Below are 14,443 nucleotides of genomic sequence, written 5' to 3'. Positions count from 1 at the left end.
TCCATCGGCTCTTAACAAAAAGCTTCCCTGAAAGGGGAAGCTTTTTTGTTTGAATATGAAAGGGACGAGAAGCCTGCCCTGAGCGCAGTCGAAGGGAGTCCCTCCATCGGCTCTTTATGAAAGCTTCTCCGAAAGGAGGAGCCTTTTTGCGTAAAAAAATATTCGGTTAACACGAGTTCTTAGCAATATCGGAAGCATATTTCCTTCGGTATAAAAAAAGCCTCTCATTTGAGAAGCTTAATTTTGTAATCAGAATTTTATTTTTAGTGCAGGGCGTCAAGTTGCAACAACTTACTGGTGCGCTCCTGAACAGCTTTAAAGCCTTCTTTATCCTCACGAACATCTCTGTTCCAGAAGGGAATCATTTTATCCAATTGTTTACGAAATTCTTTAGTTCTTACTTTTTCTGGAAATGCAACCTGCATCACTTCAAGCATAATATGAACAGCAGTAGATGCACCCGGAGAAGCTCCAAGTAAAGCTGTTATTTTACCATCCTTGCTATGTACTACATCTGTACCAAATTCCAGTACACCACCCTGTTCCTTATCTCGTTTAATGATCTGAACTCGCTGGCCGGCCACTTTTAATTCCCAATCCTCCGGTTTAGCATCTTTCAGAAAAACCCTTAATTCATCTACCCGGTCTTCGTGATTCATTCTTACCTGGTCGATGAGATAGGTGGTAAGCGGAAGATTGTGCCAGAAAACTCCCCACATAGATGGGATATTGTCAAAACGTAAAGATTTAGGCAGGTCAAGAATGGAACCTTCTTTAAGAAATTTGGTGCTGAAACCTGCAAATGGTCCAAAAAGCAATTCTTTCTTACCATCAATGAATCTCGAATCCAGATGAGGTACAGACATTGGAGGTGCATCTACACCAGCCTTACTATAAACTTTAGCATCATGTTGCTCGATTACATCTCTGTTCGTACAAGAAAGCCATTGTCCGCTTACTGGAAAGCCTCCATACCCATCTTTTTCAGGGATCTCGACTTTTTGTAATAGAGGCAAAGCGCCTCCTCCTGTACCTATAAAAATATGTTCTGCTTCGTAGTAGGATTTCTCGCCGGTACTCAGATCTTTAACTATAGCCGACCAGTCATCGGGTCCATCTGGATCAATGTCCAGAACTTCCGTGTTTCTTATAACCGGAACTTCAAAATGATTTTCTAATAGATCAAAATATTGTTCTGTAAGAGAACCGAAGTTTACGCCAGTCCCCAATTCCATTCGGGTAGCCGCCATTTTTTCATCAGGTTCACGGTCTTTCATAATAAGCGGGAACCACTTTTTCATCTTCTCATGATCTTTGGTGAATTCCATTTCTTCAAACATGAATTCAGAACTCATACGCTCGAACCTCTTTTTGAGAAAATTGACATTATCTTCCCCGCGCACCCATGCATGATGCGGAATACTATGAATAAAACTCTGGGGATCCTTTATCAATTCCTGACTGGTCAAATAAGCCCAGAACTGTTTCGATTTCTCAAATTGCTGGAAGGTATCAATAGCTTTGGAAATATCTATAGAGCCATCTTCCTGCTCCGGAGTATAATTAAGTTCACAGAATGCTGAATGTCCAGTCCCGGCATTATTCCATGCTTTGGTACTTTCCTGGGCGATCTTATCCAATCGTTCAAAGATAATGATCTTGATTTCCGGATCTATCAATTTCAGCATAAGAGCAAGGCTTGCACTCATAATACCTCCACCAGCGCAGATCAGGTCGTATTCGGTATTCGTCTTATTCATATTTGTTTTTTCTACAAAATATGGAACACTGTTCTTCTTTTGACCCAAAGAAATATTAAGAAATAAAAAAAAGGAGCCAAATGGCTCCTTTTTTGTGGTATTTTATGCTATGTTATGAATTTTCAACTTCCTGGGCCTGGACTTTATCTTCCAGTTTTTCTTCTTTTCGGCGTTCCTTCAAGAAGCTTTTCAATTCCTGACCATACTTGGACTTCTTGATCTTTGGTTCCAAGGAATTATAAATTGTATCCAGGTACTTGATGTTAGCATCAAAAACTTCAGATAGTGCAAGATACGGTGCTATTTCATATTGCTTATTGTTCAACGCAAAGTTTACAGTATAAAGGTATTTTCTTCGCAGCAATTTATCGTACTTCTGGTCAATTTCCATCAGTTTCTCCTCATCCTGATCTTTTTCTGCTTCAAAACTTGCTTTGATTAAATCGAGGTTTTGATCATTGAACCTGCTTATCATTTTTCTGTATTCAACTAATTTCTCCTGGTTAACAGATCCTATTACTTCTGCGCTGGTTTCAAACTTATCTAGTTTTGTGTTAATAGTGATCTGTCCTTTATCTGCAAAGAAATCTATACGATCATCATACTGATTATTATCAACTTTTTCTAGATAAAGGTACATGATCTGGGGACTCTCTAAATAGGTTTCCATAGAAAAGTTGGGGTCACCGGTAACCAGGACTGAGTCTACATTTACCAATGCAGTGTCTTCAATTTTTTGAAGGTACAAAGTTCCTTTCTTGAGACCTTTGATCTCTCCGTTTACAATCAGGTTGCTTTCTTTTTCAGAACAGGCACTAATGCTGATCAGAATAACTAAAAGAAGAGCTAATTTTTTCATTATGGGATGCAGTTTTAAAGTGCGCAAATATCTTATATTTTTCTGTTTATTACTAACTGGTAGCCGCTAATTGCATTAAAATTGTACATAAAATAGCGCCATAAGTACCCACAACATAGCCAAAGACTGCCAATAGTACACCTACTGTAGCAAGAGATGGATGAAAGGCTGCTGCAACTACTGGAGCTGATGCGGCCCCACCAACGTTAGCCTGGCTTCCCACGGCTAAGAAAAAGTACGGCGCCTTTATAAGTTTCGCAGTTATAACCAGTACGATCACATGAATTAGAATCCATACGAGACCTATCGCCAGAAGTCCGGGATTATCAAATACCGATGTCAGGTCCATTTTCATACCGATGGTAGCAACAAGGATATAGATAAATATGCTTCCAATTTTACTGGCGCCAGCACCTTCGTATTTCTTAAATTTCGTAAACGAGAACATGATACCCAGTGCAGTAGCGATCGTTATCATCCAGAAGAACTGGGAAGAGAAGGAGGAAAGTGCGCTTTTGCTATCGTTGAAAATATCAAAATTCGCGGTTAGGTATGTAGAAATTCCATCTGCGCCCCAATGTGCGATGCCAACTGCTCCAAATGCCAGCGCCAGCATGATCATAAAATCTGGTAACATTGGGATCCTGTTGACGCTCTCAGCATAACTGCTAACTTTAACTTTCAGTTCTTCGATGGCTGAATTGTCTGCCTGCAGCCATCTATCTATTGCTTCATTTTTTCCAATTCCCATTAATACTATTGCCATCCAGAGGTTGGCAACTATAATGTCGACAAGCACCATTCCACCGTAAAGATCCTGGTTGTATTCATAGATTTCGAGCATTGCGGCCTGGTTTGCACCGCCACCAATCCAGCTACCAGCAATAGTGGAGAGACCTCGCCAAACTGCGTCTGGACCAAAACCGCCTACAGTTTCCGGAGAAAATGCAGAAATGAGTAAAATCGCGAGCGGTCCACCAAGAACGATACCCAATGTTCCGGCAAAGAACATAATTAGAGCTTTAGGTCCAAGGTTGAATACTGCCTTCAGGTCAATACTTAAGGTCATTAAAACCAGAGCTGCAGGTAGAAGGTAGCGACTGGCTACAAAATAGAGTTGTGAAATGTCATCATCTATGAGCCCCACCGAATTAAATATCGCTGGTATGAGGTAGCACATAAGTAGTGCGGGAACGACTTTATAAAATTTACTCCAGAATCCTTCTTTTTGAGAAGAGGTGTAAAACACAAAACCCAGAGCGATCATTAATAGTCCAAAGACGATCGCATCATTGGTGAATAAGGCAGTTGTTTCCATAGAATTTTTAAAAGTTGATCGGCAAAATACAATTTTTAAAATTTCTGCCGGTCTCCTTTTCAGTTATTGCAAAAGGATCTCGCGAATACTTTGCGCTACACCATCTTCCTTTCCGGAAGCGGTTACCATGTGAGCTATTTCAAGTACTTCGGGCTTGGCATTTCCTACAGCGATTCCTAAACCAACTCCCTGCAGCATTTCACGATCGTTATAATTGTCTCCAAACGCCATACTTTGCGAGAGCGGTAAACGAAAATGTTCTTTTAGCAAATGCTCCACCGCAGTAAGCTTTGATATTTTTCGGGCTGCGATCTCAAGATAACTCGGTTTGCTTCGGTATAAATGAAGATCCTCACCATGATTTTCAATAAGAAAATCCCTAATCTTATCGATCTTTTCTTCTTCGCCCATTGCCATGATCTTATGCGCGCCCTTCCCAGCAGCTTTCCAGGTCTCTAACACCTCAGCATTACTTTTCAAATCAGGTTGTACCTTGGTGTTGTTAATTTCCCTTCGCGTCCAGAAATCTTCTCTGGGGACATACCATTCATCAGCATGAAAAAGACTTAAATGCACATCATATGCGATATTAAATTGATGTAAACTTTCAAGAGTACTAATTGGAATTTCCGTAGAACTTACAGCTTTTCCATCTACAAGAATGAGTCCGCCATTATAGGATATAATCGGGTGATGCTCTATCCCTAGCTTTTGCTGAAGATGGCGCATGGCTGCAGGCATTCTTGAACTTATTAAAATGAAGGGTATATCTCTTTCTTCCAGCGATTTAATGGTTTGTATGGTAAGTGGTGATAGGTCACGATCTGCATTTAATAGTGTGCCGTCAATGTCTGAAAATACTATTTTGAACATTATTCCTGGTCGTTTTTTGGTTTGGGGTGTCGCTTTGCGTCTTTCAGGGCTTTGTTAAGCATCCACTCGATCTGTCCATTGGTACTTCTGAATTCATCAGCTGCCCATTTCTCGATCGCTTTTAGCATATCTTCATCTACCCGAAGTGCGAATGCCTTTTTCTTACCCATAATTTAGTCAAGTTCCTTTACAAATTCAGTTAATATTGAAACTAGCTCGGGATGTAAAGGTAAGTTTGGTTCATTGTATGATTTCGTATTTACCAGTCGATCTTTCGTTTCAATTTTTCTGAAAATGTGATTCATTTGATCCAGAATCGCTAACTTTGAATTTTCATTCGACTCTGCCAGTTTTTGAGCCTGCTCTTCACTCACCTGAATATCTGAAGTACCATTTACTACAAGGACCGGGATCTTAAGTTTACTAATTTCTTCTGAAGGGTTATATTTCATCCAGCTTGCCATGAATGGTTGAACTGAAGGTCTGAACACTGCTTCCAGCATGGGACTATAGTTAGAAGTTTTTCCATTCTCTGCCATTTCATCAAAAGCGGTACGTGCACTCGCACCTAATTCTGGAGCCATGTTCGTGACCTGCTCCGTAATGATCTCGTCAATAGGATCTGCAGCGCCAGCTAATGAGATAAATGCATCAGCATTTTCCTGGGCGACCAGCATCCCAATAAGACTCCCTTCACTGTGTCCGGCTATGATGATGTTGCTGAATCTTTCTTGTTTTCTGAAATACTTTACTACATTTTTAGCATCCTCTACAAAATCCTCAAAGATCATGTCTTTTTCGCTTAGCTGAAGTTTTTGTGCTTTAAAGATTCGTTTGTCATATCTAAAAGAAGCAATACCGTTGCCCGCAAGTTCCCGGGTTATTTTCTTTATTCCATCGTTCTGCAACATGGGTTGATTCCCATTTCTATCTGTTGCACCAGATCCTTGTATGAAGATGATGAGGTATTTCGTATTTCCATCAGCAGGGATTGTGATCGTACCATCTGTAAATTTATCTACACTCAGTTCAGTCTCTGTAAATATTGTATCCTGTGCTATTGCGAATAGCGAAGAGATGATCATCAAAACGCAACAGATTAAATTCTTCATTCTTTATAATTTTTAAAATTCTTCCTGATCGCTCTTTTTGCCAGATCAGGTTTTTCTGTACCAATCAAAAAGCGTTCATTATTTTTTGTGATGATCTGGATGCCTATGTTTCCTGATACATTATAGGCCTTTGCTCTTCCGAAGCCTCGAATTCCCCAGCCTCCATATTCAGAAACCGGTGCATAGGTTCTTATATAACACTCCTGAATCTCGTCCCAGTCATAATGTCTTCTGAAGAAAGGTAATGGTTCAAAACCTGCACTAATTCCTTTGCTATTAATTTTTGTTTCAAGATTCAGAATAAATATCAGACCAAATACGAGTAAACTAATTATTGGCGCGATCAAACTTTTTAGCTGCACCTCATTTGTGGATATTTCTGAAAAAAGAGGGAGTGCACTGGCAATTACAATCGTAATCATAAGAATAATGAGCCACCATTGTCTGAATTTCTGGTTCTCCTTGAATATGCGCATTCTAGTGATTCAAAGTTCCAGCATTCACAACGGGTGTTGCATCCCGATCTCCACATAAAACCACCATAAGATTACTAACCATTGCAGCTCTGCGTTCCCCATCCAGTTCAACTACTTCTTTTCGACTGAGTTCTTCAAGTGCCATTTCCACCATGCTTACAGCACCTTCAACGATCTTATGTCTGGCAGCTACAATTGCTGTAGCCTGTTGTCTTTTCAACATCGCGCTGGCAATTTCATTTGCATAGGCCAGGTATCCAATACGTGCTTCCAGAACTTCGATTCCGGCAATATTCAATCGTTCTTCCAGCTCTTTTTCCAATGCATCGCTTACTTCATTTACACTGGATCTCAAAGTGATATCCTCATCGAGACCTTCATCTGCAAAGTTATCATATGGATATAAACTAGCTAATTTCCGAACCGCTGCATCAGTCTGTACCACCACGAAATTTTCAAAATTATCTACATCAAACGATGCTTTAAAAGTATCCTGAACCCTCCAAACAAGAATTGTGCTTATCATTACTGGATTTCCAAGCTTGTCATTTACTTTTAATCTTTCACTGTCAAAATTTCTCGCTCTTAGTGAAATCTTCTTTTTAGTGTAGAACGGATTCACCCAGAATAGACCGTTTTCCTTAACCGTACCCTTGTAATCACCAAAAAGCAGAAGTACTCTAGACTCATTTGGATTTACCAGTATAAGGCCGGGAACTATAAGAAAAGCGATGAGTACACCCATTGCCCATACTGGACTACCCGTATTGAAAATGGCAATAATACTTCCAAACAACAAGATCAAAAATGCGAATAGCATAATGTATCCATTAAATCCAGTGATAGTTTTTTCTTCAGTCATGTGAGATATGATATTAAAATGATATCATAAATATACTATATTAAATTTAATGAATTTCAATTCTTAACATAAATATTTTATTGGCTGCCTTATATTTGGATTCTATAAAATACTACTATGAAAAAAATACTATTTCTTTTCTCCATTTTACTGATGTGTGCTAAGGTCAACGCGGCCGATTCAGATTGGGGGAGAACAGGTCATCGTGCAACTGCAGAGATTGCGCAAAGTCACTTATCTAAAGAAGCTCAGAAGGCGATCACTGATCTACTGGATGGCCATGGACTTGCATTCGTTGCTAACTACGCAGATGACATCAAAAGTGATGCTGCATTTAGAAAATATGGACCGTGGCACTATGTGAATATAGATCCTGATCAGGATACCTATATCGAAGCTGAAGCAAGTGAAGATGGTGACCTGGTACAGGCCATTAGAAAATGTGTGAAAGTGTTAAAGGATAAGTCGGCTTCCAGAGACAAAAAGCAGTTTCATTTAAAAATGCTGGTACACTTTGTTGGAGACCTGCATCAGCCATTCCATACCGGACATTCTGAAGATAAAGGCGGAAACGATATACAGGTGAGATGGTTCAATGATGGTTCGAACATTCATAGAGTGTGGGATAGTGAGATGATCAATTTTTACCAGATGAGCTATACCGAGTTAGCGATGAATACACGTAGCCTTAGCAAGAAGCAAAAGGCATCGATACAAAAAGGTGAATTACTGGACTGGGTTTATGAATCGAGAGATATGGCAGAAGATCTTTATGATGGAGTAGATAATGGTGAAAAGCTAGGATATAGATATATGTATGATCATATGCCGCAGGTACTGTCCCAATTACAAAAAGGCGGACTAAGACTTGCGAAGGTTTTGAATGATATCTACTCTTAATATATTTTTCGAAACGTGAGATTTATTCTGGGGCCAATTTGCTTCTTTGTTATAGGTAATTGATGCTTCCAGAATTTCTGAGTGTCACCTTTCATTACCAAAAGGCTGCCGTGTTGCAGCCTTTTTTTGTAGGTGAGGTTTTTATTATTTCGATGCTTTAGGTGAAACATGCGGGGCTCACCAATACTTACCGAAGCAATTACAGGATTAGTTCCAAGCTCTTTTTCATCATCGGCATGCCAACCCATACTATCCTGACCATCGCGATAGAGATTCGCCAGGCAGGCATTAAAAGACTGTTCACAGATCTCTTCACAGCGTTCCTTAACACCTGTCAAATAGGAAGGGAATATCTCTGGATGCATCGTAAGACCAGAGTAGGTGTATGCGTTGTTATTATCACTGAATAAAGCGGTAAGTCTTGGCTGAAGTATCTCCTTGCCAAAAATTTTGATATGATCCTGCCTCCATTGCTCGTAATGCAGCAATTTTTCAAAAAGTTTATCCGCTTGTTCATTACTAAGAAAATCTTCTAAATACAGCAGATTTGCACCTTGTAATTCTATACTTTCCATAAGCCTAGATCAGGTAAAATAGTGCCCACCATATAAGAACGAACTGTAGGGGAATTCGCGCAATTAAAATCCAGCGTGAAATTCCTGCTGCGGCCTTTTTTGAGGACAGCATATAAAAGTGTACCAGCAAAAATATAAGCAGCATGATCACAATACCATAGATGGAAGCGTTTCGTGTTGAAGTGAATAATAATCCGATTCCAAGAAGTATCTCAGCGAGACCACTGAGTAAAACCAGCTGTTTGTGGGCCGGTAGGTATCTTGGCATAATTCGCATATACATTTTTGGTTTTACAAAGTGCATAATACCTGCGAAAATGTACATAAAGGACATTAAATATAGATGCCACGGATTTTCCATAATTAAGATTTTTGATGAAGATAATGCAAATAAATGCATGGCTAAAATGCTAATAGTTAGATGTTTTTTGAAAATTTTAGTTGTGTAAGTACTTTAAATGGAGTAATTTCAGCGTCCAAAATCTATCGATAACCTAATCTAAATTAATTGAAAACAAACGTTTCAGTTTTTTTTCTCTTGTTTTTTTTATGCTTCAGCGTTACTTATGCGCAGCATAGCCTTGAAAAACCGAAAGATACACTTCAAACTCTGCTTGACAAAGTCAACGAGGATATTCTAAAATACCAGTATCAGCAAGCGGTAGATAAGGCTTACGATCTTGTCACTTTAGCCAAAGAAAAGGATAATAATCTGTATGTTTCTAGAGCTTATCATTCCCTGGGACATATATATTCCGATACAAAAGATCTAGACCGTGCCCGGCAGAATTATACTTTTGGTCTGGAATACGCCGAAAAGACAGGAAATGATTCCATACTACTAACATCTTATAATAATCTTGGGAACGCCCTTTCTGAGAATCCAGCATACAGGGATGAAGGGATCGATTATTATAACAAAGCTATAAAGCTCGCAAGGGACCTGAATATGAGGGAAGAGCTTATAGCGCCAACCACCAACATTGGATGGACCTATCTTGATGCAAATCAATATGATAGAGCATTTCCATTCCTGGATCGTGCACTCGAACTAATGCTCGATGAAATAAAGGAAAACGATTCCCGTCACAATGCCTGGTTATCTCAAGTGTATATGCTGCATGGAAGGTATTATGCACATAAAAAGGCATTTGATTCTGCTCATGTATATTACGATAAGTCTCTGCAGTTAGCAGAAAAGGATAGTCTGTATATGGAAGCGGCTGAGGCTTATAAATATTATGCTGCGTTTCTCGAAAAGGAAGGAGATTATCAGGGAGCTTTCAATGCACAAAGAAAGTTTACCGAATTCAATGATCTCATATTTGAGAGTGAAAAAGTACGGGAGATGGAGATCGCCAATGCGAAATTTAAACTATCAGAATACGAAAAGGATCTTGAAATTGCCCAGAGAGAAGAGAGCCTTAAGGATGAATTGATAGACCGTTCTAAGGAAAAAGTGATCATTATGGTCATCTCTTCAGTAGTACTGGTTTTTATATTGGTGTTTCTTTTTAAAATAAACCGTGACAGAAGAAATTTAATTTCCGAACTTCAGAAGAAAAATAAGCAATATAAAGCTGCACGTGACCAGGCTGAAAATTTATCCAGAATGAAAACCAGGTTTTTTAGTACTGTGAGTCACGAGATCCGAACGCCACTTTACGGAGTGATTGGGCTTACCTCGCTACTACTGGAGGATAAAAGGCTGAAAAAGCATAAAACCGATCTAAAATCACTAAAATTTTCTGCAGATTATCTTCTGGCGCTTATCAACGATGTTCTGCAAATGAATAAGATGGAAAGCAATGAAGTTAAACTGGAGAGTGTATCGTTTAACATTCGGGAACTTCTAAGTAGTATTGTAAACAGTTTTGAGTTTACGAGAGTACAGAATAAGAATGAGATTACTCTGGATATCGATGATCAAATTCCATCATATTTAATAGGTGATTCAGTCCGTTTGTCTCAGGTTCTAATGAATCTGGTAGGAAATGCGATGAAGTTCACCGAGCGTGGACTCATCAAAATTAACATCAATCATCTGGAGGAGAGTACTGATACCGCGAAGATCCATTTTATTATTGAAGATAATGGTCCAGGTATACCTGAAAGTAAGAAGAAGATGATCTTTGAGGAATTCTCGCAATTGGAGAATAGCAATTACAATTATCAGGGAACTGGATTAGGGTTACCTATTGTAAAGAAATTACTGAAACTCTTCGGTTCTAAGATTAAACTGGATACTAAAGAAGGTGAAGGGTCGGCATTTAGTTTTATGATAGAGTTCGGAATTGATCATACTAAAGCTGAGGTTCCGGCACTAGAGGATGATCTTGATCAACTTGCCTTGCACGGTAAAAAACGTATTCTGATAGTTGATGATAACCGAATCAACCAGGTAGTTACCAAAAGAATTCTTGAGAAGAAGGATTTTGAATGTGAAGTTGCCGGCGATGGTACTACAGCCATACAAAAGGTGAGGGAGTCTAATTACGACCTTGTACTCATGGATGTGAATATGCCTGGTATTAGCGGATTGGAAGCTACCAGTGAAATTCGCACCTTCAATAAATATCTTCCCATTGTAGCTTTAACGGCCGTTGAGGTTGAAGAAATTCGTGAGGAGATCCAATCCGCAGGGATGAGCGACATCATTATAAAACCATATGATGTGCAGCAATTTTACCAGATCATTTATAAGAATTTAAGCATGTCTGCTATTCCAGAAAAGGTTTAGCTTATTTCTTAACCTCTTTTGAATTTTCGGGAATCTGAAAATAGTTCTCTTCAGGTTGAAAGAACAGAATATTCGAAATCTTCGCCTCTCCAATTTTATCACCTAATCCGCTTTCTTCATTCCAGTTGTGGAAACTCCAGGTAGTGGCGAAACTCGCATTTTCGACTGTCTGATAATCGCTATACACGATCGCATGTGGATTTTCTTCAGCTTTAGACTTATCAGTACCAAATGTTACAATATAGGCGGCAGCCTTTAGCAACTTGCTCTCATCGTCCTGATACACCACATACCAATCATCTGGTGAATCTCCGGTATCACTATTAAAAGTTAATTTTGAGGATGGATATTCCAAACTATCAAGTTTGCGCTGACTTGATTCTTCCCAAACTGTACCTGGATCTGTAAGTTTAAAAGGCATGGCAAAGAAATACTGCCAGGTGAAAATATCAAAACGTGCGCCATCTGTAGCACTTGAATCTGGTGACATGGCCACCTTACTTCCATCAAAAATTATGGTAGAACCATTATTTTTCTCGATTCTGATCCCACTTGAGTTCGTATTCATAGCCAATTTTGCATTCAATCTTTCTGAACCTCCAAAATTAAGCTGAATATCAAATGAAACGGCTTCCTTCATTTTAAAGGCAGCTTTGTTGTGAGCTTCCTCAATATTTTCAGAAAAACTTAGAACCTGCGGAGGTCCGGCGCCATCTCCAATCCCATTATCAGGTTCAACAGGGATTTTTTCTTCTTCGGAAGAATTCTTACAGCTTACGATGCTGACAATTAAGAATAGAACGATCAATTTCTTCATGGTATTTAATTTATTGGTTAATAAAAAAAGCCGCTGTAAATCAGCGGCTTTGTTAGTCGGAAGTAAAGTGATTACTTTACCATATCGAAACTTCTTTTAATAAAATCAGTGAGTTCTTCACCTTTCAGAAGGTTTTGAGACAATCTTGCCAGGTCAAGCGATTGCTTGATCAAGCGTTGTTGTTTTTTCTCGGTTTTGGTGTTTAGAATAGCATTTATTAACTCGTGGTTGGTGTTAACCACAAGATTATACATTTCAGGCATATTACCCATTCCAAACATTCCGCCACCACCGGTCTGTTGCATCTCTTTCATCCTACGCATAAACTCCGGTTGAGTAATAATTAATGGCGCGGCGGTGCTGTCCATAGCCTCCATTTGGATCGTATACTTTTCCGCAGGAATTACTTTTTCAAAATCACTTTTAAGTTTTTCCTTTTCTTCATCAGATAGTTTAGAGATCTTCTCATCATCTGTCTTAATAAGGTTATCGATGTGATCTGAATCTACTCTTACAAATGAGATATTCTCATGAGTCGTTTCAAGTTTTTGAAGCAGGTGAGAAACTATAGGGCTATCCAGCATTAATACTTTGTAGCCTTTATCCTTAGCTGCTTGGATATAACTATGTTGCTCGTCTTTATTAGAAGCATATAGAATAACCAGTTTATCATCCTTATCGGTTTGATTATCCTTTATCGCTTCTTTAAGCTCTTCAAAAGTGAAAAATTCATGTTCTGTAGTTGGATACAGCGCAAATTTATCAGCTTTTTCAAAGAATTTATCTTCGGAAAGCATTCCATATTCAATAACGATCTTGATGTCATTCCATTTTTTCTCGAAATCCTCACGACTGTTATTGAATAAACTTTTCAGCTTATCGGCAACTTTACGGGTTATATAACTCGATATTTTCTTTACGGCACCATCAGCCTGTAAATAAGATCTTGAGACGTTAAGTGGAATATCTGGAGAGTCGATTACCCCGCGAAGCATGGTAAGGAATTCAGGTACGATACCTTCCACATTATCAGTTACATAAACCTGGTTCTGGTATAACTGAATTTTATCCTTCTGGATATTCATATCCTGAGCCATTCTAGGAAAATAAAGGATTCCTGTCAGGTTAAAAGGATAATCTACATTTAGGTGGATATGAAATAATGGATCTTCAAATTGCATTGGATACAATTCTTTATAGAATTCATTATAATCTTTTTCCTCCAGATCTGTAGGTTGCTTGGTCCACGCAGGATTTGGATTGTTGATGATGTTATCAACGGTTTTTGTTTCCGGCTTAGCATCTTCTTTTGCATCTTCAGGGAGAGGTAAGGTTTCCTCTTTAGTACCAAACTTAATTTGTATAGGCATGAACTTATTGTACTTCACCAAAAGTTCCTGGATTCTGCTCTCTTCCAGAAATTCTTTATCTTCATCGTTAATATGAAGAATCACTTCAGTCCCGTGAGTGGATTTTTCAGCATCTTCAAGTGTGAACTCTGTAGTACCTTCGCAAATCCAGTGAGCTGCAGGTTCATCTTTATGAGATTTAGTTAAGATCTCCACTTTGTTCGCCACCATAAAAGCAGAGTAGAAACCAAGACCAAAATGGCCTATAATTCCACTATCTTTCGCAGAGTCTTTGTACTTGTCAAGAAATTCTTCAGCCCCAGAAAAGGCAACTTCATTAATATATTTCTTAACTTCTTCTTTCGTCATCCCAATACCCTGATCAATAATATGCAGCGTATTATTGTCCTTGTTAACTTTTACTTCAATCGTAGGATTGCCATATTCAACATTAGCTTCACCTAAACTACTAAGGTGCTTTAATTTTAAAGTTGCATCGGTTGCATTTGAGATCAGCTCCCTTAAAAAGATTTCATGATCACTGTATAAAAACTTTTTAATAAGCGGAAATATGTTTTCAACAGACACATTTATTTTTCCGGTTGCCATATAATTTGATTTAAAATTTTGTTCGGTTTGAGAGATTCAAAAAAAATACCAATAATGCTTTGCTGTCAAACTGACACCCTATGTAATGAAAGCCCTAAAAATACGTCTAAGCCATTGTATATAGCTGAATGAGAACTTTTAACAAAGTTTTGTTTATCAAATAACAGAAATACTTAAACAAAGTAGTATCTTT

The 14,443-nt window shown here is 38.7% G+C and carries 14 protein-coding genes; 2 read left to right on the top strand and 12 right to left on the bottom strand.

Annotated elements, in window-relative coordinates:
- Positions 1–263 precede the first annotated feature (263 nt).
- From mqo to ACNI3T_RS02895, 8 genes are all read right to left on the bottom strand, one after another.
- Positions 264–1,760: a malate dehydrogenase (quinone) gene (gene mqo / locus ACNI3T_RS02930; RefSeq protein WP_418226562.1), complete on the bottom strand. Its 1,497-nt coding sequence runs from the start codon at positions 1,758–1,760 to the stop codon at positions 264–266.
- A gap of 112 nt (positions 1,761–1,872) precedes the next feature.
- On the bottom strand, positions 1,873–2,619 hold the full coding sequence (locus ACNI3T_RS02925) for a DUF4369 domain-containing protein (RefSeq protein WP_418226561.1): 747 nt from the start codon (positions 2,617–2,619) through the stop codon (positions 1,873–1,875).
- 52 nt (positions 2,620–2,671) lie between these two features.
- Positions 2,672–3,937, bottom strand: a complete 1,266-nt coding sequence (locus ACNI3T_RS02920) for a DUF819 family protein (RefSeq protein ID WP_418226560.1) — start codon at positions 3,935–3,937, stop codon at positions 2,672–2,674.
- A 63-nt stretch (positions 3,938–4,000) separates the two neighbouring features.
- The gene (locus ACNI3T_RS02915) at positions 4,001–4,810 is read right to left on the bottom strand and encodes an HAD family hydrolase (RefSeq protein WP_418226559.1); all 810 of its coding nucleotides are present in this window, start codon (positions 4,808–4,810) and stop codon (positions 4,001–4,003) included.
- Positions 4,810–4,980, bottom strand: a complete 171-nt coding sequence (locus tag ACNI3T_RS02910) for a type II toxin-antitoxin system antitoxin (protein WP_141877105.1) — start codon at positions 4,978–4,980, stop codon at positions 4,810–4,812. Before ACNI3T_RS02910 ends, ACNI3T_RS02915 begins: the two co-directional genes overlap by 1 nt.
- A gap of 3 nt (positions 4,981–4,983) precedes the next feature.
- Positions 4,984–5,922: an alpha/beta hydrolase family protein gene (locus ACNI3T_RS02905; protein WP_418226558.1), complete on the bottom strand. Its 939-nt coding sequence runs from the start codon at positions 5,920–5,922 to the stop codon at positions 4,984–4,986.
- Positions 5,919–6,398, bottom strand: a complete 480-nt coding sequence (locus ACNI3T_RS02900; RefSeq protein WP_418226557.1) for a hypothetical protein — start codon at positions 6,396–6,398, stop codon at positions 5,919–5,921. The genes ACNI3T_RS02905 and ACNI3T_RS02900 overlap by 4 nt, the downstream gene beginning before the upstream one ends.
- Before the next feature lies 1 nt (position 6,399).
- On the bottom strand, positions 6,400–7,260 hold the full coding sequence (locus tag ACNI3T_RS02895) for an SPFH domain-containing protein (protein ID WP_418226556.1): 861 nt from the start codon (positions 7,258–7,260) through the stop codon (positions 6,400–6,402).
- Positions 7,261–7,377: 117 nt separating this feature from the next.
- On the opposite strand from ACNI3T_RS02895, the gene ACNI3T_RS02890 reads away from it, so the two are divergent.
- Positions 7,378–8,160, top strand: coding sequence for a S1/P1 nuclease (locus ACNI3T_RS02890; RefSeq protein WP_418226555.1), 783 nt, complete (start codon positions 7,378–7,380; stop codon positions 8,158–8,160).
- Here the strand turns inward: ACNI3T_RS02890 and ACNI3T_RS02885 are convergent.
- Both ACNI3T_RS02885 and ACNI3T_RS02880 read right to left on the bottom strand, forming a co-directional pair.
- Positions 8,157–8,735, bottom strand: coding sequence for an alpha-ketoglutarate-dependent dioxygenase AlkB family protein (locus tag ACNI3T_RS02885; protein WP_418226554.1), 579 nt, complete (start codon positions 8,733–8,735; stop codon positions 8,157–8,159). The genes ACNI3T_RS02890 and ACNI3T_RS02885 overlap by 4 nt on opposite strands.
- Before the next feature lie 4 nt (positions 8,736–8,739).
- On the bottom strand, positions 8,740–9,096 hold the full coding sequence (locus ACNI3T_RS02880; protein WP_418226553.1) for a DoxX family protein: 357 nt from the start codon (positions 9,094–9,096) through the stop codon (positions 8,740–8,742).
- Between the two features lie 147 nt (positions 9,097–9,243).
- Between ACNI3T_RS02880 and ACNI3T_RS02875 the strand changes: the two genes are divergently transcribed.
- Entirely contained in the window at positions 9,244–11,475 is a 2,232-nt protein-coding gene (locus ACNI3T_RS02875; RefSeq protein WP_418226552.1) for a tetratricopeptide repeat-containing hybrid sensor histidine kinase/response regulator, read from the top strand.
- 1 nt (position 11,476) lies between these two features.
- Here the strand turns inward: ACNI3T_RS02875 and ACNI3T_RS02870 are convergent, their stop codons facing one another.
- Complete coding sequence (locus ACNI3T_RS02870; RefSeq protein ID WP_418226551.1) at positions 11,477–12,292, bottom strand: hypothetical protein; 816 nt, start codon at positions 12,290–12,292, stop codon at positions 11,477–11,479.
- Between the two features lie 71 nt (positions 12,293–12,363).
- Positions 12,364–14,250: a molecular chaperone HtpG gene (gene htpG / locus ACNI3T_RS02865; RefSeq protein ID WP_418226550.1), complete on the bottom strand. Its 1,887-nt coding sequence runs from the start codon at positions 14,248–14,250 to the stop codon at positions 12,364–12,366.
- Positions 14,251–14,443 lie beyond the last annotated feature (193 nt).

The organism is Christiangramia qingdaonensis, assembly GCF_048381525.1.
Taxonomy (GTDB): Bacteria; Bacteroidota; Bacteroidia; order Flavobacteriales; family Flavobacteriaceae; genus Christiangramia.
Note: the sequence above shows the minus strand (reverse complement) of the source record. Positions and strands in the feature narration are given on the sequence as shown.